Below are 24326 nucleotides of genomic sequence, written 5' to 3'. Positions count from 1 at the left end.
ATATAGTCATGCATTGTTATTGCATTAGTTTTTTAATTTGGATTCCGATTTTATCTGGTTTATTGTTTTTATATTGCAGTAAAACTAATTTTTTTCAAAGTTTTGATTTTCGTTATATATGGTTGTTAATAATAAGTTTTACTTTTTTTATTACTATTTATATGTTATTTAATTTTGATTTGCATACATTTGAAATGCAATATATTGAGGAACATTTATGGATTCCTAGTTTGAATATTAGGTATAGTTTAGGAGTTGATGGTTTATCTATGTCTTTAATTGTTTTAAGTGAAATAATTATTTTTATAAGTGTTTTGTCAATATGGAATTATATTGAAAATAATATTTCTGAATATTTATCTTATGTTCTTGTAATACAAGGATTGTTGATTGGTATTTTTACATCATTAGATGCAATATTATTTTATATTTTTTGGGAATCTATTTTAATTCCTTTTTATCTTATTATTGGAATATGGGGATCTAAAAATAGATCTTATGCTGCTATAAAGTTTTTTATTTATACATTTTTAGGATCTATATTTATGTTGTTAGTATTTATTTATATTGGACAAGAAATTTCTTCATTTAAAATAAAAGATTTTTATCTTGTAAAATTGAGCATAAAAGAGCAAATTTTGATTTTTATTTCATTTTTTTTGGCTTTTGCTGTTAAAGTTCCAATTTTCCCTTTTCATACTTGGTTGCCTGATGTACATACTGAAGCTTCATCAGGAGGATCTATTTTATTATCTGCTATTTTGTTAAAAGTTGGTATTTATGGATTGCTGAGATTTTTATTTCCAATAGTTCCTGATGCTTGTAATTTATTTGCAAAATTGATATTGTTAATTTCTCTTTTTTCTATTATTTATATTAGTATTATTGCTTATGTTCAAGAAGATTTAAAATGTGTTATTGCTTATTCTTCTATATTACATATGAGTCTTGTTGTATTAGGTTTATTTTCAACTTTTTTAATTATTCATAGATTAGGTAATATTAAGTATGCTGGATTTGTTTTTGAGGGATCTGTTTTTATTATGTTTTCACATGCTTTTATTTCTAGTGCTATGTTTTCTAATATTGGTTATCTTTATGAGCGTTTGCATACGAGGAAAATTAAAGATTTTGGAGGAATAGCTAGAGTGATGCCTTTGTTTTCTTTTTTCTTTATGTTTTTTAGTATATCTAATTTGGGAATGCCAGGAACTTCTGGTTTTGTTGGGGAATTTATGGTAATTTTGGGCAGTATGAAAGCTGGATTTTGGTTAAGTATAGGATCTGGAATCATTTTAATTTTAGGTGTTTCTTATACATTAAGAGTATGTAATTATGTTGTATTTGGATCAATTGCTAATTATAAAATTAAAAGTTTATATGATTTATCTAGATTTGAGAAAATTTCAAATTGTATTTTATTTGTGTTTATATTGATACTTGGTATTTATCCGAATATCTTGTTAAAGTATATTCATAATTCGATAAATGTTTTCTTAGTAAAAGAAAATATTTTAAAAATTTAAATTTTGTTTGAGGTGTATATTGATGAGTATGTTGTCTGGCAATAGTCCTTATATTATTTTTTCTTCGGAAATAGTGATATTAGTTACGTCATGTTTAATATTATTGATAGGTATGTTTATAAATAATAAATTTTTGGTAAATAAACTTACTTTAATATTTTCTATATTAGGGTTATTTATATCAACTATTTGTAGTTTCTTTTTGTTAAAAAATGATAGATTATTTTTTATTAATAATTTTTTTATTAATGATAAATTAGTTCAGTTAATAAAATTATGTGTTTATTTTTTTGCTTTCATATTTTTTTTATATTCTTGGTTTTATATTGTAAAACATGATTTAAATTATGTTTCGGAATATTACGTTTTAAGTTTATTTTCTATTTTAGGTATGATGATTTTAGTTTCTTCTTATTCTTTTTTAACCATTTATCTTGGGTTAGAATTATTGTCTTTTCCTATATATGTTATGATTGTGATTTTTTGTATAGGAAATAATGAAATTGAAGCGGCTTTAAAATATTTTTTTATGGGTGCTATTGCTTCTGGATTGTTATTATATGGTATTTCATTATTATATAGTTTAACTGGAAAATTAGATTTAATAAGTATCTTTAAAGTTATAAAATCTGGTAATTTGGAACAAAGTCAAATGTTATTTATGTTTGCTTCTATATTAGTTTTATCTACTTTTAGTTTTAAATTATCGATTGCTCCTTTTCATATGTGGGCTCCTGATGTTTATGAGGGATCTTCTATTCCTGTAACGTTATTTATTAGTACTATTCCTAAGATTTCTATTTTGGGAGTATTATTACATTTTTTAATTCCAAATTATTGTAATAATATATTTTTTCAATGGAAATTCTTTTTTTTAATTATATTATTATTTTCCATAGGGATAGGGAATATATTAGCTATTTTTCAAAGTAATATTAAAAGGTTTTTAGCGTATTCATCGATTTCTCATATTGGTTACTCTATTTTAGGTTTATTATGTAAAGTTAATTTTAGTTACAGTGCTGTTATTTATTATTTTATTTTTTATTCATTATCGGTGTCAGCTTTTTTTGGATTTTTAACAGTACTATCTGTTATTTATAACAAGGATATAAGATTTTTTTATGAATTGAAAGGTTTAAATAGAGTAGATCCTTTATTAGCTTTTTTTGTATTAACAGTTATTTTTTCTATTGCTGGAATTCCTCCTACAATTGGTTTTTTTGCTAAATTTTATATTTTGAAAATTTTAGTTGAAAATCATTTATTTTGGATAGCTATTTTTAGTTTATTGTTTTCAGTGATTGGGTTATTTAATTATATATATATTATTAAAATAATTTATTTTGATGATTTTAATGGTCAGTTTAATTTTGTTAAATCTTTTAAAGTTGTAAAAATGGTATTTTTTATTCATTGTTTATTTTTAATTATTTTAGGGATTTTTCCTTCTATATTGATGGATATTTGTATTAATATTTTACATTAATAATGTTTTATAAGAAAAATAATTAAATAATTAGTTTTAATTAAATAAAATTTTATTACTTTATAAGAGATTAAGATAAATATAATGCTTGCTATATATTATAATGATGCGATATACTCATCTTTTATTACAATTGCGGGGTGGAGCAGTTTGGTAGCTCGTCGGGCTCATAACCCGAAGGTCATAGGTTCAAATCCTATCCCCGCTACCAAAAAATTTATTAAACCCCATTTAATTTGGGGTTTTTTGTTATATAGGAAAAGTATATGGTTTTGAGTTTATATGATTTTTTATATTTATTTATAATAAATCATATAAAATTAAAGGTTTATTAATATTAGTATTGAATACATTATTATTTTTTTAAATAGTTAAATTAAATTTATGAAATTTATATAAAATTAATATAAGAGTTTTTGTTTATAAAAATTTATAAGAATTTATTAATATTCATTTTATACAATTTTTATTGTTCATATATAGTGCTAAAAAGTTAGTATTTTTTTTATGTAAATTACATAAAAAAAAATAATAGTAAAATTAGTATATTTTATTGATAAAAGATAGTTAATGAAAAGAAAAAATATATTTGCAGATATTTTTTTAAAGTTAAAGAATCTTTATTGATTAAAAAGTATTGTAAAATGATATAAGAATAATAGTCGGTATTAGATATACTATTTGTTTTTTAGATAAATTAATTTATTTTAATACATATAAAAATATTATGTGAAATTGTTTATATTAGTATTTTAAACAATGTTTATTTGAAATGGAAGAAAATGCAAGAATATAAATATTATTTTTGTAAATAAAGTAGAGTATGTTAAACAGGTATGTAAAGAGAGGTATTGATTATGAGTAAAGAACTGTTATTAGTAGCAGAAGCTTTATCAAATGCAAAAGGAGTGCATAAGGACGTGGTATTACAAGCAATTCAGTTAGCGCTTGAATCAGCTACTCGTAAATTTAGTGATAAGGATATTAATGTGAGAGTACAGCTTGATTTTAAAACTGGAGAGTATAAAACATTTCGTTTTTGGGAAGTAGTTTCTGATGAAAATTTAGAATTTCCAGAAAAACAAATTGTTTTAAGTAAAGCAAAAAGATATGTTCCATGTGTTGAGTTAGGAGGTGTAATAGAAGAATTAATGCCTTGTGTTAAATTTGGTCGTATAGCTGCTCAGACTGCTAAACAGATTATTATACAGAAAGTTCGTGAAGCGGAAAGAAAACAAATTGTTGATCAATTTAGTGCTAAATTGGGGCAATTAGTATATGGTACTGTAAAAAAAGTAACTCGTGATAGTATTATTATTGATTTAGGTGGAAAAGCTGAAGCATACATGTCTCGAAATGAAATATTACCAAATGAAATTTTTAGACTTAATGATAAAGTACGTGCTTATTTGTATGATATTGTTTCTCAAGTTCGTGGTCCTCAATTATTTGTTAGTAGAACTAGAGATGGGATGTTAATTGAGTTATTTCGAATTGAAGTTCCTGAGATTGGAGAGAATATTATTACGATTAAAGCATCTGCTAGAGAGCCTGGAAATCGTTCAAAGATTGCTGTTAAAACTAATGATGGTCGTATTGATCCTGTTGGTGCTTGTGTTGGTATGAGAGGTTCTCGTGTGCAAGCTATTTCTAGTGAATTATCTGGTGAAAGGGTAGATATTATATTATGGGATGATAATCCTGCTCAATTAGTTATCAATGCTATGGCTCCAGCTGAAGTAGCATCTATTGTTGTTGATGAAGATTCTCATTCTATGGATTTAGCAGTAAAGAAAGAACAGTTATCACAAGCAATTGGTAGAAATGGACAAAATGTAAAATTAGCTAGTCAATTAACTGGATGGTCTTTAAATGTTATGACTATTGAAGATTTTAAAAATAAGGGAAAAGAAGAATCTAATACTATTGTTAATTTCTTTATATCTAATTTACATATTAGTGAAAAAATAGCACGATCGTTAGTTGATCATGGTTTTTCTTTATTAGAGGAAATTGCTTATCTTCCAAAAGAAGAATTGTTAGTTATTGATGGATTAAATGATGAGATTGTTGATAATTTAAAGAAACATGCACATAATGTGTTATTAACAAAAGCATTGGCTTCAGAGGAATTTAAGGAGTGCAATAAAGAAAATAATGTTTTGTCATCTGAGTTATTAGGAATGTCAGGAATGACTAAAGAAATAGCTAATTATTTACTTTCTATTGGTGTAACGACTATGAATAAATTAGCAGATTGTTCTGTAGATGAGTTGTTTAATTTAAAAAATGGAATGACAGAAAAAAAAGCAGCTGATTTAATTATGCAGGCAAGAAAATCTTGGTTTAAGTAGATATGTAATATATATTACATAGTATAGACTTATTATAAATTTTATGTAAGAAGTTTTTATTTATTGTTTATTATTTTATTAAAATAATAGTTTTATAATAAAAGATATAAATTAGTTATTCCTTGTGAAGGATATATTCATTGGTATATATAAAATATATAAGTGGGTATTTGTTATTAAATTTTTTTTAGGAATATTATATATGTCAGATTTAACAGTAAAACAGTTAGCTAAGGTTGTTGGGATTTCTGTTGAACGTTTATTATTAAAATTTAAAGAAGCTGGTTTATTATTTAGTGATGCTCATCAATTAGTTTCTGAAGAACAGAAAGGTATTTTACTTAATTATTTAAATGATTTGAAAAAAATTTTTTATTTAGATTCAAGAATTAATATAAAAAATAGTTTAAATTTATTTAAAAGTAAAGGTATTATTAAAAATAAAATAGAAAATGACGTATGTATTGGTGGGAAAAAAATTAGTGTTGAAATTCGTAAAAAAAAAATGTATATGGATAATGATTTATTTACAAAAACTAAAAATTGTCAAATAAATTTAAAAGATTTTTCAATTGTCAAACAATATGATAATAAAAATAATTTAAATATAGATTTAGTAAATGATAATAATAATACAATAATAGAAAAAAATTATGATATACAAAATCAGACTAAATTATATGAGAAGAATATTCTTATTAGAAAAGATAATCGTAAATTTATAGGAATAAATAATAATAGAAAAAATTTTTTAAAAAGTAATAAAAAAATGATTTCTAATATCAATAATATTTATTTAAAAAAAATAGAAGATAGGAAATTTGAAAAAAATAAAAAGAAAAATTTTAATAAAACTATTCTTTTAGAAAAAGATACAAAGTTTAAAATAGGTAAAATGAACGTTAAACATTATATGAATTTAGATGATGAGAATGATAAAAAAATAATTAATAGATTAAAAAAAATAAATAAGTCGAAGAAAAATTGTGTGAAAAATAAAATTAATGCACATGCTGAGAATATAAATTTATTAATAAATCATGGATTTGAAAAGCCATGTAAGCCAATTGAAAAAGAAATTTTTTTGCCAAATAGTATTTCTATACTGGAACTTGCCAAACGAATGTCGGTGAAGGCAACTGAAATTATTAAAGTTATGATGAATTTAGGTAGTATTATAACTATAAATCAAGTTATTGATCAAAATACAGCTTCTATTATTGTTGAGTCTATGGGGCATAAGTTTATATTGGAAAAAGAGAATAGTATTGAAGATATATTAAAAAATAATGTTATAGAAAAAAAGAATATTAATTTAAATGATTCAAATTTTACAATAATTAGACCTCCTATTGTTACTATAATGGGACATGTTGATCATGGAAAGACATCATTAATTGATTATATAAGGAAAACAAATGTTGTTAATTTTGAAAAAGGAGGAATTACTCAACATATTTCTGCTTATTATATTAATTATTTAAATAGATTTATTACTTTTTTAGATACACCAGGTCATTCTGCTTTTGTTTCTATGAGAGAAAGAGGAGTTCAAATTACTGATATTATAGTACTTGTTATAGCGGCAGATGATGGAGTGAAACCTCAGACTATAGAAGCAATACAGCATGCAAAAAAGAGTAATGCTCCTATAATTGTTGCCATTAATAAAATTGATAAATGTGATAATATTAATCTAAATCGTATTATGCATGATTTATCTGTTTATGATCTTCTTCCGGAAGAATGGGGTGGAAATACAATGTATATAAGTATATCTGCTAAATTTGGTACTGGGATTAATAAATTATTAGATGCAATTTTATTACAATCTGATTTACTTGAATTAAAAGTTTCTACATGTGAAAGAGCTGAAGGCGTTGTAATAGAATCATATATTGATAAAGGCAAAGGTCCTATATCTGTAGTTTTAATGAAAACTGGAATTTTATATAAAGGAGATTTTATTTTGGCTGGATTAAGATATGGAAAAGTACGTGCTTTATTGGATAATAATGGAATTTATTTGAATAGTGTCAATCCTTCTATACCAGTAAGTATTTTAGGAATACCTTATGTTACTTGTTCTGGAGATAAGGTTGTTGTGGTGAATGATGAAAGAAAAGTTAGGGAAATACTATTATGTAAGAAAAGAAAATATCAAAATGTAAGAAAATTTAATGATAGAGCGCATTTTACTAAAGATATATTAAAGAATATGGCTTCTTTTTCTGATGTTAAAAAAAGGTTGAATATAATTTTAAAATCAGATGTTTATGGATCAATTGAGGCTGTATCTAATATAATATTAAAATTATCAACGGATATGATAAAGATAGAAATAGTATTCAGTGGTGTTGGAAACATTACTGAATCTGATGTTCATTTGGCCATTGTTTCTAATTCTATTATTATTGGATTTAATGTAAAGTCAGATAATTCTATAAAGAAATTATTGAAAGATAATTTAATATCTTTATATTGTTTTAATGTGATTTATGATGTTGAGAATTTAGTTAAATCGTTATTGAGTAAAATGGTCATTCCAAAATCTAGAGAGATATTAATGGGATTTGCTACAGTTAAAGAAGTATTTAATGTATCAAAATTTAAAGTTATTGCTGGTTGTTTGGTAAATAATGGAATTATCAATAAATGTTATCCTATTAAAATATTACGTAATAATACTATAGTGCATAGTGGTATGCTAGATAATATAAAGAGGTTTAAAGAGAATGTAGTAGAGATTAGAGAAGGATTTGAATGCGGAATAAGTTTTAGAAATTATACTAATATTTTATTAGGAGATATTATAAATTCTTATAAAGTAATTGATTAAAAGTCATATATTTTTTATTATGTTGTTAAATTAAAGTTTATTTTATTTATTATGAATAGTGATTTTAAACGAGTTGACAGGATAGCCTCTGTTATACAGAGAGAATTATCTATTTTAATTTACAAGGTTTTGGATAATCCTAAATTACCTAAGTTTATTTCAATTACTTTTGTAAAGGTATCTAAAGATTTAAGTTATACTAAGGTATATTTTACTGTTTGTGATGAAAATAAAGATCTGGCAGTAGAAATTCTTAATCATTCTGCAAATTATTTAAGACATAAATTATCAAAGTTATTGAGTATTTATACTGTTCCTAAATTGTGCTTTATATATGATAAAAATATAGAATATTCTAGAAGGTTATTAAAATTAATTGAAAATATTAATATTGTAGATAGAACAAAATAGTTTTTTATTGATATTGATCATAATAAGACAATATACATTTTATGTATGAAATAAATGGAATTTTACTTGTAAATAAACCTGTAGGGTTAACTTCTAATTATTTTTTACAGAAAATTAAAAGAATTTATAGAATTAAGAAAGCTGGGTATGTTGGAACATTAGATCCAATGGCTAGTGGAATGCTGCCTTTATGCTTTGGTGAAGCTACTAAATTTAGTCAGTATATTGTTAACTCAAAAAAATTTTATCAAGTGATTGGTTTGTTAGGTGTTAAAACTTCAACGTCAGATTCTTTTGGAGAAATTATTAGAACCAATACTATTTCTTTAGGAATAAAAATTTCAAAATTAATTTATGTATTAAATAAGTTTATAGGAAGTGTGAAGCAATGCCCTCCAATGTATTCTGCTGTTAAATATAATGGTATTCCATTATATAAATATGCTAGAAAAGGTAAGATATTAAATAGAAAATTTCGTGATGTGTTTATATCAAAATTAAATTTAATATATTTTGATGGTAGATATTTTGTAATCAATGTTTATTGTAGTAAGGGTACTTATATTCGTGCATTAGTTGAAGATATAGGATTATGTTTGGGTGTTGATGCTCATGTTGTAGGATTGCATCGTGTGTATATAGATATTTTTAAAAAAGATTTTTTAGTAAATTTTTCAGATTTGAGAAATAAGACATATAGTGAATTGTTGTCTTATCTTATATCAATGGAATGTGCTGTTATAAATTTTCCTATTATATATCTTAATAAAGATGAAATTATATCTTTATATAATGGGAAAATTTTAAAAAATAAAAATTATTTAATTGAAGGGTATTTTCGTGTTTATAACAAAGAAAAGAATATTTTTATGGGATTAGGTAGATTAAGTGATAATGGAGATTTTAGTGTTAAATATTTATTTAAAAATATTGATTTATAAGTTTTATTAATTTTATATACATATTTAAATATATATTAGATTAAAAGCTTTATTTGCTTAAGATATATTTCCTTGACACTTTTATTTTATTTGTATAAAATACAAGGTTTGATTTTTATCATTATTATTTATGTAGGAATAGGAGGAGTTTTGTTGAATGTAAATCAAAAAATGTGTAGTAATTCTTCTATTTTAAAAAAAGAGGTTAATTATAATACTGGATCTGTGGATATACAGATATCTTTAATGACTAATCGTATTAAATATTTGACTGATCATTTTAAGAGTAATAAAAATGATTTTCATTCGAAACTTGGTTTGAAAAAATTAGTTAATAAACGTAAAAAATTATTAAAATATTTAAAAAGAACTAATATAAATAAGTATAAGGAAATTATTGAAAAATTAAATTTAAGAGATTCTTATTAATTTTTATATATATAAAATAAAGTAAATGTTTATAGTTATTATTAGTTTTAAACCTTAAAAGGCGCAATATATATTGTTGCGCCTTTTTATTCTAAAGTAAAACATTTTTTAATAAAATTTTTGGTATATTAAAAATATTTGTTTTATTGCAAATATTAAGTATTGATTTGAAATTAAATATTCAAGAGGTAGTGTATTGAAATGAAAGTTTCCAAAAAAATACAGTACGGAAATCATATTTTGACGATTGAAACTGGAGAGATTGCTCGACAGGCTGATAGTTCTGTTTTTGTAAGTATGGGAGGAACACAAGTCTTAGTGACTGTTGTTTCTAGAAAAGATGATGTAAAAAATAAAGATTTTTTTCCTTTAACAGTTTATTATCAAGAAAAAACCTTTTCTGCAGGTAAGATACCTGGTGGTTATAATAAAAGGGAAGGAAGATTAAGTGAATATGAGATATTAGTTTCTCGTTTAATTGATAGGTCTTTAAGACCTATTTTTGATAGTAGGTGTAATGAAGAAATTCAGATTGTTGCTACAGTTATGTCATTAAATCCTGAAGTTCCATCTGATATTTTATCAATTATTGGTTCTTCTGCGGCATTGATAATTTCTGGATTACCTTTTAATGAACCTGTTGCTGCTATAAGAATTGGATATAAAAACGGTATTTATTTATTGAATCCTAGTTATAAGATTATATCAGAATCTGATCTTGATTTAGTGATTGCTGGCGTTAAAGATTCTATTGTAATGGTTGATTCTAGATCTCGTGAATTAAGTGAGGAAGTTATTCTTGGAGCTATGTTTTTTGGACATATGATAATGCAGGATTTAATATTAATGATTAAAGATTTCGCAGAAGAGTGTTGTTCTGGTATCAATCGTATTGATTGTAATATTGAGTCTAAAGAATATATTGATGAAAAGAAAATATATAAAAAATTATCTACATCTGTTTCAAAAGAAATTTTGAAAGCTTATTTGATAAAAAATAAAGTAGATCGGCAATTATTTTTAAAAGATCTTAAACAAAATATTATATTTAATTTTTGTAATGAAAATATTACTGAGGATGTTATATTAAAGATATTTTATTCTTTAGAAAGATCCATTATTCGTGATCGTATAATTAATGGAGAATCAAGAATTGATGGACGTACTTGTGAGGAAATTAGACCTATCAGTATTAAGACTAATTTTTTAGAAAGAGTTCATGGTTCTGTATTATTTACTAGAGGAGAAACTCAAGCTATTGTAGCGGTAACGTTAGGCAATGATAGAGATGCTCAAATTATAGATAGATTATTTTCACTTGATGTTAAAGATAGGTTTATTCTTCATTATAATTTTTTACCTTATGCCGTTAGAGAGATTGGAATTTTAGGGTCTCCTAAACGTAGGGAAATAGGGCATGGGTATTTGGCAAAAAAAAGTTTATTAGCAGTTTTACCTAAAGTTTCAGAATTTCCTTATGTTATAAGGGTTGTTTCAGAAATAACAGAATCTAATGGATCTAGTTCTATGGCAACTGTTTGCGGAGCAAGTTTAGCATTAATGGATGCTGGGGTACCTTTGAAATCTCATGTAGCTGGTATTGCAATGGGTTTGATTAAAGAAGGTGAGAATTTTGTAGTTCTAACAGATATTATTGGGGATGAAGATTATTTGGGTGATATGGATTTTAAGGTTTGTGGAACAAGAAATGGAATTACTGCATTACAGATGGATATTAAAATTAAAGGAATTACAAAAGAGATATTTGAAAAAATTTTAAATCAGTCTTCATTAGCTCGTATGAAAATATTAGATACAATGTATAGTGTATTGTCAAAGAATAGAGATGAATTATCTAAGTATGCTCCTAGAATTGATACTATGATTGTTTCAAAAGATAAAATTCGTAATGTTATTGGGAAAGGTGGATCAGTAATTAAAAATTTAATTGAAACTACAGGTGTTTCTATAAATATCAATGATAATGGAATTATTCAATTGTTTTCAACAGATATTATTGCTTTAAAAGAAGCTAAACATCAAATTAGATTATTAGTTTCTGATATTGAAGTTGGAAAAACTTATAAAGGAAAAGTAAATAAAATTGTAGATTTCGGAGCTTTTATTAAGATTTTACCTGGAAAAGATGGATTGTTACATATTTCTCAGATTTCTCCTGATCGTTCAAAAAAGGTAGGTGATATATTACAAGAAGGTCAAGAAATAGATATTTTTGTTTCTGGAATTGATAGACAAGGTAGAATTAAATTAGAATGGAGGAGAGAAAGAAACAAAAATTAATATTTTGTACATTAATACATATTATATAGTATGTTAATATTTTGTTAAGGTAAGTAGAAAATTATACGTTAGAATTTTCTTCTGTGTTGATTTTTTTTATTGTTTTAGCTAATAATTTAGCTAAGCTTATTATTCTTATTTTTTTTGTATTTTTTGCTAAATTATTTAAAGGTATTGTGTTTGTTACAATAATTTCATCTAATTCAGATTGTTCTATGTTTGATATAGATTTTCCAGATAATACTGCATGCGTTACATATGCTCGAACACTTAAAGCTCCATTTTGTTTTAGTTTTTTTGCAGCAGAGCAGATTGTTCCTGCTGTATCGATAATATCATCTACTATAATACAATTTCTATTTATAGGATCTCCAATTATATGCATAACTTGAGATTTATTAATACTATTTCTTCGTTTATCTATAATAGATAGTTCAGTATCGTTTAATAATTTTGCAGTTGCACGTGCTCTTACTACTCCTCCTATATCTGGAGATATTACCATAATATTAGAGAGTTTTTGTTGTTTAATATCTTCTAATAAGATATTGGTTGAATAAACGTTATCAACTGGTATATAAAAAAATCCTTGAATTTGATCTGCATGTAAGTCTACTGTTACAACTCTACATATTCCAACTGATTCCATCATATCTGCAATTATTTTTGCTGTAATTGGTACTCTGGATGATCTTACTTTTCTGTCTTGTCTCGCATATCCAAAATAAGGTACTACTGCAATTATTCTTTTTGCTGATGACCTTCTAAGAGCGTCAGCCATTATTAATAGTTCCATTAAATTGTTATTAGCTGGAGCGCAAGTAGATTGTAATATAAAAACATCTTTTCCTCTAACAGTTTCTAGTATTTCTACCATAATTTCTCCGTCACTAAATGTTTTAACTAAAGCTTTTCCAATTGGTATATTTAGATAATTAGATATTTGTATTGATAAACTTAGATTAGAGTTGCCTGTGAAAAGTATCATTTTGGACATATAAGTTGATTTTTTTGTTATATAATTTTAATAAATCTGGGGTGCTAGGATTTGAACCTAGGTATGCAGGGATCAAAACCCTGTGCCTTAACCGCTTGGCTACACCCCAAATATAGTAAATGATATATATAAAATATTTTTATATTAATATAAAGTATTTTGCAAAGTATTTATTATCTTGTCAATAAATGTTTTAAATTAAAATTAATTGATTAATATTTATAGATTTTTAGTAAATATTTGTTTATGGATAATATTTTTGTAAGGTTTTAAAATATGTTTTACATAAAACAATAGGGTTTTTATGAGTAGATTTATTTAGTTTTATTAAATTTGAATGGATATTCATTTTTGAAGAAAATAAATTTATGTTATAAAACATATTTTAATAAAATTTTTATTTATTATTATTAATAATATTTTTTTTGATAATTAGTGATATTTTTATTAGTTAATTAGTTTTTCTATGCTTTTAAAAGTTTTTAGTATTAATTTTTCTTTATTTTTTAAATTATATATGTTTGAATATATTGGTTCTCCGATATGTATTTCTATTTCTTGATTAATATTTATTTGTGTTGTTTTTTTTGGCAAAATATTGTCAGTTCCTTTTAATCCAATGGGGATTATTGTTGATTTAGTTTTTATAGCCGATATAAATACACCTTTTTTAAATGGCATTAATTTTTTATTTTTAGATCTTGTTCCTTCTGGTGATGCCCAAATTATAATTCCTTTCTTTATAAGATTATTCATATATTCTAGATCTTTTATAGCTTGGTATTTATTTTTTCTGTCTATTACCGGAAATTCTGATAGCAATATTCCTTTTCCAAAAAAAGGAATTTTGATTAATTCTTTTTTAGTTAACATTCTAATTGAATATGTTGGAAATATTCTAAAAATTATTGGTATATCATATAAACTTCTATGATTAGACATTAATATAGTAGGTTCATTTAATTTTGGTTTTATATTTTTGGGATTAAAGATTTTATATCTTATTTTTGCAGTTTTTATTAGTCGTTTTGACCATAATTGAATAATTTTATCAGTATAATTTCGATTTATTATATTGAGTTTTTTTCTAATTATTGATTGGCAACATGCTAATATTGTATAATACAAAGATATTATAATAATTTTAATACTATTTATTTTTTTTAAAATGTTTTTTTTCTTATACATATAAGATTTTTTCTAAGAAAATTTTTAATTATATTATATTTTATTTGTAACAAGAATAATTTTTAAAGTAATTTATATTTAAGTACTTAATATTTAGAAAATATAGAAAATATTTTATATAATTAGTACTATTTATTGTACATGTTTATTATAGATTAAAGAGTATATAACAAAATATTAGTTTTTTAATTATTTTAAAATTTTAAAATAGATTTTGTTTGTTATAGAAATATATAATTGTTTTTATGTAATTTTAATATAAGGTATTATTATTTTATGGTTTATGGAGTTTTAAACTTATCTTTTTTTGGCAATTTAGTGGCTGTGTTAGTATTAACGCAATTAACTATTGCTTCAGTTACTATCTATTTACATAGATGTCAAGCTCATAGATCTATTATTTTACATCCTGTAATGAGTCATTTTTTTCGTTTTTGGTTATGGTTAACAACTGGAATGATTACTGCGGAGTGGGTTGCTGTTCATCGCAAACATCATGCAAAAACAGATATATGTGGTGATCCTCATAGTCCTAAGATTGAAGGATTGAATATGGTTCTTTGGAACGGAATAGAATTATATAGAAGATCTTTAATGGATAAAAAAATGATAAAAAAATATTCTCATAATACTCCAGAAGATTGGATTGAAAAAAATTTTTATTCAAAATTTTCTTCTAAGGGAGTTTTGTTAATGTTTTTTTTAGATATTTTATTCTTTGGGTTTCCTGGTATTAGTATTTGGGGGATTCAAATGTTATGGATTCCTTTTCATGCTGCTGGTGTTATCAATGGAATAGGTCATTATTTTGGATATAGAAATTTTGAATGCGTTGATTGTTCTAAAAATATTTTTCCTTGGGGTTTTTGGATAGGTGGTGAAGAACTTCATAATAATCATCATGCTTTTTCTTTTTCAGCGAAATTTTCAAATAAATGGTGGGAATTTGATATGGGTTGGGTTTATATTTGTTTTTTACGTTTTTTCGGTATGGTTAAGGTAAGAAAAGTTTTTCCTAGATTAATGAAAGATAAAAGTAAGTTACATATAGATTTAGATACAGTAAAAGCTGTTATTAGAAATAGATTTCAAATTATGTCTTGTTATTATAACGATGTTATTTATCCTATTCTCAAAGATGAAAAACGTAATAGTTTTGAGAATCGTCATAAATATTTATTGAACAAGGCTAAATATTTATTACGATTACAAGATAATTTTTTATCTTCAAATTCTAAATTTCTATTAAAATCTGTATTAAAACAATATAAACGTTTGCAAATAGTTTATAATTTTCGTACATCTTTGCAGAATATTTGGTTTGTTACTGCAAGTTCTCAAAAAGATTTAATTGATGCATTAGTACATTGGTGTAAACAGGCTGAGGAATCGAATGTAGAAGTTTTGTATAATTTTTCTCAAAATATTAAAAAATATGTTTAATTTTATAAATTATGTTTGGATTTAATTTTTTTTAATTAAATTGATGTTTAATATTTAGAATATTTTAATTATAAAAATTATTTTTTTATAATTGTCTTTTATTAGTTGGTGAGATAAATACCATATTTTATGGAGTTTAATATTTTTATTTTGTTATTATTGTTAAGTTATTTAATAGGATCATTATGTTTTGCTTTGATAATTAGTAAAATTTTTTATTTTAAAGATCCTAGGTTATTAGGTTCAAAAAATCCTGGAGCTACGAATATTTTTAGAGTATTTGGTATTAAATATGGAGTATTAGTATTATTTTTTGATATTATAAAAGGTGTAGTTCCAGTGTTGTTTTCACAATTTTATAATTTGGATCATAACAAGATTATTTATATTTGTATAGCGTCTATATTTGGTCATATGTATCCAATATTTTTTAAATTTAGTGGAGGAAAAGGAGTAGCTACAGCATTTGGTTCTTTAGGTTTTTTATATTATAAATTTTTTATTTTTGTTTTTATTTTTTGGATTTTAATTTTTTATTTAACTGGTTATGTATCTTTAGCGTCTATTTTTAGTGTTTTTATATGTTTTTTTATTACATTTTTTATTTCTAAAAGTAAAATTGAAGTATTTTTTATTTTTTTTATTGGTTTGTTAATAATTTATAAGCATAAAAATAATATTGTTTTATTAATTAATGGTCATGAGAATAAGATTAACTTATTAGATATATTTTTAAATAGAAATAAATTAAAATAAATAAGATTTTAGTTTTCTTTATTGTTATTGGCATATTATTGTCATGTAATAATGAATATTATATATTAAATTAATGATGAAGTTATCAAGTGTAGCAAAATTATTTGGTTATTCTTATAAAGAATTTTTAGTAATTAAAAATGTTACTATTGATAGTAGAACAGTAAGTTTTGGGTCTTTGTTTATTGCAATAAAAGGAAAAAATTTTGATGGTAATGATTATATTAAAGAAGCTATAAAAAATGGTGCATGTGCTGTTATATGTGAAAAATTGGATAATGAGATAATTAATAAAAAAGTACCACAATTTAAGGTAAATAATACATTGAATGCTTTAAAAATATTGGCTATTTACTATAGAAAATTAATATCTTGTAAAACTATTGGAGTAACTGGTAGTAATGGAAAAACAACTGTAAAAGAAATGATTTCTTTAATTTTACCTAAACCATCTTTTTCTAGTAAAGGTAATTTAAATAATTATATTGGAGTTCCAATCAGTGTATTAAGTTTGAAATTTTATCATTCTTATGCGGTTTTTGAGTTAGGAGCTTCTAATATAGGAGAAATTAGTTATTTGTCTAAAATAGTAAAACCAGATATTTCTTTAGTTACTAATATTGCTCCTGCCCACCTTAAAGGGTTTGGTAACATATATAATGTAGCAAAAACTAAAGGAGAAATTTATAAATCATTAGATTTAATTAATGGTGTAGCTATTTTAAATAGAGAGGAATATTATAGTTTTGTTTGGAGACAGTTTTTGTTAAATAAAAGAATATTATATTTTTCTCATATTAGATGTTCCGATGTTTATGCTAAAAATATCAAAATAGATAATTATGGTTATACTGAGTTTACTTTAGTTTTACCTGTTGGTTATAGTAATGTAAAATTAAAAGTTCCTGGTAGGCATTCTGTAATTAATGCTGTAGCTGCTGCAGCTTGTTGTTATGCTTTAGGGATTTCTTTATTTGAAATAGTGAATGGTTTAGAGAAATTTAGAGGTGTCCCTGGTAGAATGATGTTTTTAAAAGGGAAAAAAGATTCTTTAATTATTGATGATACTTATAATGCTAATTTATATTCTGTTTTAGTAGCAATAGATATGCTTTGTAAGGTAAAAAGAAGAAAAAAAATTTTGGTATTAGGTGATTTATGTGAGCTTGGATGTTTTTCGAAAAATCATCATAAAATTATAGGGTATATAGCTAGGTATTATAATATTAGTTTATTATTTACTTTAGGGATGAATACTGTATATTCTAATATTATTTTTTATAATATGAATATTAAAAGACATTATATATGTAAAGAAAAATTAATTTATGATTTATTTTATTATCTTGATAAAGATACTGTCATTTTAGTAAAAGGTTCTAGAAGTTTTTTTATGGAAGATGTAGTGCAAGAATTATTGATTAAATAATAATATGTAAAAAAGTATTATTTTTATTTATAGTTTATTCATTACAGTTGGTAGAATAATTCATGTTTTATTGGTTAGTATATTTTTTTATAAAAAAAAAGTATTATTATATTTTATATTCACCTAAGTTTTTAATGTTACGTTCAATATTATCTGGTATAACTGCTTTTTTATTTTGTTTGTTTTTTGGTAATCTAATAATTAGATATTTAAAAAAATTTAATATTAGACAAATTCTTAGATGTACTAAGCATAGTGATAATTTATTAAAGAGAAATACTCCTACTATGGGAGGTATTTTAATTATATTTTCTATTTGTTTTAGTTGTTTGATATGGGGAGATTTATATCAATCTAATTTATGGATAGCAATATTTGTTATTGTATGTTTTGGTATAGTAGGAGTTGTGGATGATTATTTAAAACTTATATATAAGGATCATGGTGGATTGTCAGTTTGTTATAAATATTTTTTTGAATCATTAATTGTAATTAGTGTTTTAATATATCTTTATTTTAATTCTTCTAATAATATACAAACTCGACTGATTATACCATTATTTAATGGTATATGTATTGATATTGGACCTATTTTTCTTTTATTAGATTATATTGTAATTATGGGAAGTAGTAATGCAGTAAATTTAACTGATGGTTTAGATGGATTGGTTATATTTCCTATTATTACTAATATTGGATTTTTATGTTTGCTTATTTATATGATTTCTGGAATAGGTAGTATTTATTATTGTAATATTCCAATTCTTTTTAATATAAAAGAATTAGTAGTTTTTTGTTTTTCTATTATTGGATCTGTATTAGGTTTTCTTTGGTACAATTGTTATCCTGCTCAAATTTTTATGGGGGATACTGGATCTTTGGCGATTGGATCTGCTTTAGGTATTATTTCTGTAATTGGAAGGCAGGAGTTTTTTTTAATGATTACAGGTGGAGTATTTATTTTGGAAACGATGTCAGTAATATTTCAAGTGTTATATTTTAAATATACTAAGGGTCGTAGATTGTTTAATATGACTCCATTACATCATCATTTCGAATTAAAAGGTTTACATGAATCTAAAATTATTGTTAGATTTTGGATTGTAAATATAGTGTTTATGTTTATTGGTTTATTTATATTAATTATTTCTTTAATATAAATTAAAGAAACGTTTATAGATATAATATATATTATGTTTTATTTAGTTGCTGGATTAGGAAAGACAGGGTTATCTGTTTCTCGGTATTTATGGAGTAGAAATAAAAGTTTTATTGTGTTTAATACTTATAAAGATACTAGAAGATTATCAATTTTTATTAAAAATTTTCCAAATATTAAGATATATGTAGGAAGCATTCCAGTGTTTATTTATAAGAAAGTTAAAGCAGTTATTTTAAGTCCTGGAATTTGTTTAAATGAAGATTTTGTTAGAAAAGCTGTTGATTTAAATATTCCGATTTTTGGAGATATAGAGTATTTAATAAGAGAAATAAAATTTTCTTCTAGAATTATAGCTGTGACTGGGACCAATGGTAAGTCTACAGTTGTAACTTTATTAGGAGAGATGATTAAGTTTTATGGTTTATCTGTTATTGTAGCTGGAAATATTGGTTTACCTGTTTTTGATGTGTTATTGAAGAACAATATATATGATATATGGATTCTTGAATTATCTAGTTTTCAGTTAAATTTGATTAAATCTTTAAAACCTTTTATTGCTACGATTTTAAATATTTCTCCGGATCATTTAGATAGACATTTAGATTTATTTTCTTATATAGATATTAAACAACGTATTTATAAAAATGCTGATTATGTACTTTATAATAGAGATGATTTTAATACTTTTCCGAAAAAATTTTTTTCTTGCGATAAAAAGTATAGTTTTTCTTTAGAAAAACCAAATTCATTTAGAGAGTGGGGTATTTTAACAATTGATAATATTAGTTATATATCTAATGGTAGTGAGATACTGTTAAATATTAAAGATATTAATATTAAAGGTAGGCAAAATTGTCAAAATGCCTTGGCTGCTTGTGCGTTAGCAACTCATGTAGGTATAGATAAAAATAGTATAATTACTGTGTTAAAATCATATAGTGGATTGCCTTATAGATGTCAATGGATTTATTCTTCAAACGGAATTAAATGGATTAATGATTCTAAATCCACCAATATAGGTGCGACTATTTCTGCAATTTTAAGTGTAAATCCATTAGTAGTTGGAAAAATTATATTAATCATTGGTGGAGATAGTAAGAATGCTGATTTTTCTATTTTATGTGAATATGTAAGAAAGTATGTTCGGGTAATTGTTACTATGGGAAAGGATGCAAATAAAATAAAATCAGTATTTTTAGGTATTGTACCAATATATTTAGTTTTTTCTTTGAAAAAAGCAATGTTTGTAGCTAAATCTAAAGCGAAATTTGGAGATGCAATTCTTTTTTCTCCAGCGTGTTCTAGTTTAGATATGTTTCGTGATTTTAATCATAGGGGAGAAATTTTCAATAAATTATTAATTAAAATTTAATATTTTTATTATTTGTGAAATAAGTTTATATAATAATTTTATGTTGTATTTTATTTTGTTTTTTTAGATGTTTTAATTTTTATAAAAAGTTTTTATTTATTAAAATAAATAGTATTTGTAAATAAAGGTTTTTTATTTGATTAGGAATATTATAATTTAATAATTATTACTGATGTTTTAATTTTGTTTTATTTAAGAATGGTTAATAATAGTAATGTACAATCAAGAATTACGATATTATAGAGAAGAAGAGTATTTTGATAATATAAATTTTTTTAAATATAAAAATATTCATTTTATTGGTATTGGTGGAATTGGTATGTCTGGTATTGCTAAAATTCTTTATGAAAAAGGATATAATATTACTGGTTCTGATCTTGAAGATAATTATCTTATACATTCTTTAAGGTTATTAGGAATTAAAATTAATATAGGTCATAAAGCGGTTAATGTATTAAAAAGTGATTTAGTTATTAAATCATCTGCTATTTCTATGGAAAATGTTGAAATTAAATTTGCAATAAAACATGGAATTCCTATTGTTTCTAGGGGATTAATGCTTGCGAAATTATTGTATTTTTATTATGGAATTATAATATCGGGTTCTCATGGAAAAACTACTACTTCTGGTTTAATTGTTAGTATATTTATTGAATATAATATAGATATTAATTTTATAATTGGTGGTATATTAAATGTTTTAAATCTTAATGCAAAATCAGGTAAATCTAAATATTTTATTGCAGAAGCGGATGAAAGTGATGCATCTTTTTTATTTTTAAAACCAGATATAGTTGTTGTGACAAATATTGAGAGAGAGCATTTAGATAATTATTCAAATAATTTTAATAATTTAAGTAATGCTTTTATAAATTTTATTAATAATGTTTCATGTTATGGTTTATCTGTTATTTGTATAGATAATAAAGAAATTAATAGGAAATTACTAAAAATAAATGGATATATAAGAACTTATGGATTTTCTAAAGATGCTGATTATAGAGCATGTGATTGGGTTCAAATAGGATTGTTAAGTTATTTTGTAGTTCATAGACCAAAGCCTTTTTGTTCTTTAAGAGTAAAAGTTATTTTACCTGGTAGGCATAATGTTTTAAATGTTTTAGCTGCTATTGCTGTTTCTACGGAAATTGGTATTAATGATCAGTGTATTATTAATGGGTTGTTAAAATTTAAAGGAGTAAACAGACGTTTTCATATTCTTGGTAAATGTTTTTTTAAAAAAGGAGAAGCACTTGTAATTAGTGATTATGGCCATCATCCTAATGAGATTTTATCTACTATTAATACAATACGTTCTGTTTGGCCTAATAAAAGATTGATTCATGTATTTCAACCTCATCGTTATACTAGATTAAAACTATTATTTGCAGAATTTGTTAATGTTTTAGCGTTATCAGAAGAATTGTTTTTATTGAATGTATTTGGTTTAGATAAAAATTTTATTAATGGTGTAGATAGTAGAATTTTACTAAATAAGATAAGACAACGTTTTTTTAATTGTAAAGTTACATTAATAAATAATGATGAAATATTTTTATATTTAAATTTATCTGTTAATAATGGAGATATTATTTTAATGCAGGGTGCTGGAAATATTCATTATTTAGCTTTAAGTTTATTAAATTTATATAAATAATTGATATGATTAATAGTTACTATAATAATTTTCCATTTTATGGAAAATTGTTTATTGATATAAGTTTATCTCAATTTACTACATTTAAAATAGGTGGTAAAGCTAGCAGATTGTATAAGCCAATTAATATTTATGATTTAGTTATTTTTTTAAAAAATTTATCTTTAAATGAACCGTTGTTATGGATAGGATCTGGAAGTAATATTCTTATTCATGATAATGATTTTTTAGGAACAGTTATTGTTACAAAAAAATGTTTAAATAATATTTTTTTATTAAAAAATAAATATGTATATGTTGAAGCTGGAGTTTCTTGTATGAAATTAGTTTCATTTTGTGTGAAGCAGAATTTTTCTGGTATAGAGTTTTTATCTGGTATACCTGGTACAATAGGTGGAGCATTAAATATGAATGCTGGGTGTTTTAATCAAAACATATGGTCTTTTGTAGTATCTGTAGAAATTCTTAATCGAAATGGTATACGTTATATTCGTTATCCATCAGATTTTATAATTTCGTATCGTTGTATCACTGGATTAAAAGAAGATGAATGGTTTATTTCTGCAATTTTTAGTTTTTCAAAGGAAAAAAAAAAAAAATTAATTAGTAAAATTAAAAGATTTTTATCTTACAAAAGAAAAGTTCAACCAATTACAGAGTATAATTGTGGTTCTGTATTTAAAAATCCTAGTAATGATATTACTGCTGGTTATTTAATTGAGTCATGTAATTTAAAAGGAAAAAAAATTGGTGGAGCAATGATTTCAAGTAAGCATGCTAATTTTATTATAAATTATAATGGTAATGCTTCGTTTAAAGATGTTAAAAAATTAATAAATATTATTAAATATACTGTATGGAAGAAAAAAAGTATTAAATTAGAAACCGAAGTTCATATTTTGGATAATAAATAAAATGAGTTCTTTAATTTTAAAAGTTATTTTAATTTATGGTGGAAAATCTGTAGAACATGAAATTTCTTTATTTTCTGCTGCTTCAGTATTATCAAATTTAAATAGGGAAAAATATGAAATTATACCTGTGGCTATAGATAAAACAGGGTGTTTTTTTGTTAATGATTATAATGAGTTATTAAAATTTAAAGATAAACTTCCAGTTAAAACATTTAAATCAAAAGTTTTATCTAGTTTTATGAAAAATGGAAATTTATTTATTGATGCAGATGTTGTTTTTCCTATTATTCATGGCTCATTTTATGAAGATGGTTCGTTACAAGGTTTATTGGAGTTGTCTGGAGTGGCTTATGTTGGTAGTAATGTTAAATCTTCATCAATTAGTATGGATAAAGATTTAACAAGACGTATTGTATGTGATAATGTAATAAAGTGTGCTCGTTATAAGGTTATTTCTTTTCGTACAAATTTAAGAGAACGCGTTATATTATGTAAAAAATTAATTAGTGAGTTGAATTTTCCTTTATTTGTTAAACCATGTTCATTGGGGTCTAGTATAGGTGTTAAAAAAGTAGAAAATTTTGATCAACTAATTTTTGCTATTAATAATGCATTCAATTATGATGAAAATGTGATAATAGAGGAATATATTTTTGGAAGAGAAATAGAAATTGCTGTTTTAGAAAATAGATTTTCTATTAATCCAATTGTAAGTGTACCTGGAGAAATTTATGTTAATCATCCTGATGGTTTTTATTCTTATTCTGCAAAGTATTTAGATACTGATCATATTAGGTTGTGTATTCCTGCTAATTTAAATTATAAATTGATAAAAAAAATACAATATTTTGCTAAGAAGATTTTTGTTCGTTTAAAATGTAATGGAATGGCTCGCATTGATTTTTTTATAACAAATAAAAATGAAGAAATTTATTTTAATGAAATTAATACTATACCTGGATTTACAAAGGTTAGTATGTATCCAAAAATGTGGGAAATGAGTGGTTTATGTTACACAAAATTACTTGATGAATTGATTAAACTTGCAATTATTAAGAAAAATAATTCTAATAGATTAATTAGGAGTTAAAATTTAATTATTTATTAAATTATTTTAA

At 23.6% G+C, this 24326-nt stretch carries 18 protein-coding genes and 2 tRNA genes; 17 read left to right on the top strand and 3 right to left on the bottom strand.

Annotated features, from left to right (window positions below; translation table 11 throughout):
- Positions 1–8: 8 nt before the first annotated feature.
- From CCU22_RS01035 to pnp, 9 genes are all read left to right on the top strand, one after another.
- Positions 9–1526, top strand: coding sequence for a complex I subunit 4 family protein (locus tag CCU22_RS01035; protein ID WP_100114749.1), 1518 nt, complete (start codon positions 9–11; stop codon positions 1524–1526).
- Positions 1527–1554: 28 nt separating this feature from the next.
- Positions 1555–3015, top strand: coding sequence for an NADH-quinone oxidoreductase subunit N (locus CCU22_RS01030; protein ID WP_158521312.1), 1461 nt, complete (start codon positions 1555–1557; stop codon positions 3013–3015).
- A gap of 134 nt (positions 3016–3149) precedes the next feature.
- Positions 3150–3226, top strand: a tRNA-Met gene (locus CCU22_RS01025).
- A gap of 646 nt (positions 3227–3872) precedes the next feature.
- On the top strand, positions 3873–5369 hold the full coding sequence (nusA, locus tag CCU22_RS01020) for a transcription termination factor NusA (protein ID WP_100114747.1): 1497 nt from the start codon (positions 3873–3875) through the stop codon (positions 5367–5369).
- A 202-nt stretch (positions 5370–5571) separates the two neighbouring features.
- Positions 5572–8208 carry a translation initiation factor IF-2 gene (gene infB, locus CCU22_RS01015; RefSeq protein WP_145955069.1) on the top strand — a complete coding sequence of 879 codons (2637 nt, stop codon included), beginning with the start codon at positions 5572–5574 and terminating at the stop codon, positions 8206–8208.
- A gap of 51 nt (positions 8209–8259) precedes the next feature.
- Positions 8260–8619, top strand: coding sequence for a 30S ribosome-binding factor RbfA (gene rbfA, locus CCU22_RS01010; protein WP_100114745.1), 360 nt, complete (start codon positions 8260–8262; stop codon positions 8617–8619).
- A 41-nt stretch (positions 8620–8660) separates the two neighbouring features.
- Positions 8661–9560: a tRNA pseudouridine(55) synthase TruB gene (gene truB, locus CCU22_RS01005; protein ID WP_100114744.1), complete on the top strand. Its 900-nt coding sequence runs from the start codon at positions 8661–8663 to the stop codon at positions 9558–9560.
- 108 nt (positions 9561–9668) lie between these two features.
- Positions 9669–9989: a 30S ribosomal protein S15 gene (rpsO, locus tag CCU22_RS01000; RefSeq protein WP_267889910.1), complete on the top strand. Its 321-nt coding sequence runs from the start codon at positions 9669–9671 to the stop codon at positions 9987–9989.
- Between the two features lie 201 nt (positions 9990–10190).
- Positions 10191–12290: a polyribonucleotide nucleotidyltransferase gene (pnp, locus tag CCU22_RS00995; RefSeq protein WP_100114743.1), complete on the top strand. Its 2100-nt coding sequence runs from the start codon at positions 10191–10193 to the stop codon at positions 12288–12290.
- Positions 12291–12351: 61 nt separating this feature from the next.
- On the opposite strand, the gene CCU22_RS00990 is transcribed toward pnp, so the two are convergent.
- The 3 genes from CCU22_RS00990 to CCU22_RS00980 all read right to left on the bottom strand — a co-directional run bounded on the left by CCU22_RS00990 (position 12352) and on the right by CCU22_RS00980 (position 14475).
- Positions 12352–13287, bottom strand: a complete 936-nt coding sequence (locus CCU22_RS00990; RefSeq protein WP_100114742.1) for a ribose-phosphate pyrophosphokinase — start codon at positions 13285–13287, stop codon at positions 12352–12354.
- Between the two features lie 36 nt (positions 13288–13323).
- Positions 13324–13396: transfer RNA gene (locus CCU22_RS00985), tRNA-Gln, on the bottom strand.
- Positions 13397–13734: 338 nt separating this feature from the next.
- The gene (locus CCU22_RS00980; RefSeq protein ID WP_100114741.1) at positions 13735–14475 is read right to left on the bottom strand and encodes a lysophospholipid acyltransferase family protein; all 741 of its coding nucleotides are present in this window, start codon (positions 14473–14475) and stop codon (positions 13735–13737) included.
- A 276-nt stretch (positions 14476–14751) separates the two neighbouring features.
- On the opposite strand from CCU22_RS00980, the gene CCU22_RS00975 reads away from it, so the two are divergent.
- The 8 genes from CCU22_RS00975 (at position 14752) to CCU22_RS00940 (ending at position 24298) form a co-directional block, all read left to right on the top strand.
- Complete coding sequence (locus tag CCU22_RS00975; RefSeq protein ID WP_100114740.1) at positions 14752–15918, top strand: DesA family fatty acid desaturase; 1167 nt, start codon at positions 14752–14754, stop codon at positions 15916–15918.
- A 129-nt stretch (positions 15919–16047) separates the two neighbouring features.
- Positions 16048–16674, top strand: coding sequence for a glycerol-3-phosphate 1-O-acyltransferase PlsY (gene plsY, locus CCU22_RS00970; RefSeq protein ID WP_100114739.1), 627 nt, complete (start codon positions 16048–16050; stop codon positions 16672–16674).
- A 73-nt stretch (positions 16675–16747) separates the two neighbouring features.
- Positions 16748–18103 (top strand): UDP-N-acetylmuramoyl-tripeptide--D-alanyl-D-alanine ligase, encoded by a 1356-nt coding sequence (locus CCU22_RS00965; RefSeq protein ID WP_100114738.1) that lies wholly within the window; start codon positions 16748–16750, stop codon positions 18101–18103.
- A 134-nt stretch (positions 18104–18237) separates the two neighbouring features.
- On the top strand, positions 18238–19263 hold the full coding sequence (mraY, locus tag CCU22_RS00960) for a phospho-N-acetylmuramoyl-pentapeptide-transferase (RefSeq protein WP_233485117.1): 1026 nt from the start codon (positions 18238–18240) through the stop codon (positions 19261–19263).
- Between the two features lie 33 nt (positions 19264–19296).
- A complete protein-coding gene (gene murD, locus CCU22_RS00955; RefSeq protein WP_100114736.1) occupies positions 19297–20637 on the top strand; it encodes a UDP-N-acetylmuramoyl-L-alanine--D-glutamate ligase in 1341 nt (446 codons plus the stop codon).
- 214 nt (positions 20638–20851) lie between these two features.
- Positions 20852–22294, top strand: coding sequence for a UDP-N-acetylmuramate--L-alanine ligase (gene murC, locus CCU22_RS00950; RefSeq protein ID WP_100114735.1), 1443 nt, complete (start codon positions 20852–20854; stop codon positions 22292–22294).
- 5 nt (positions 22295–22299) lie between these two features.
- Complete coding sequence (gene murB / locus CCU22_RS00945; RefSeq protein WP_100114734.1) at positions 22300–23208, top strand: UDP-N-acetylmuramate dehydrogenase; 909 nt, start codon at positions 22300–22302, stop codon at positions 23206–23208.
- 1 nt (position 23209) lies between these two features.
- Complete coding sequence (locus CCU22_RS00940; protein WP_100114733.1) at positions 23210–24298, top strand: D-alanine--D-alanine ligase family protein; 1089 nt, start codon at positions 23210–23212, stop codon at positions 24296–24298.
- Positions 24299–24326: the final 28 nt, after the last annotated feature.

Origin of the sequence: Candidatus Legionella polyplacis (assembly GCF_002776555.1) — a bacterium.
GTDB lineage: Bacteria > Pseudomonadota > Gammaproteobacteria > Legionellales > Legionellaceae > Legionella_E > Legionella_E polyplacis.
Note: the sequence above shows the minus strand (reverse complement) of the source record. Positions and strands in the feature narration are given on the sequence as shown.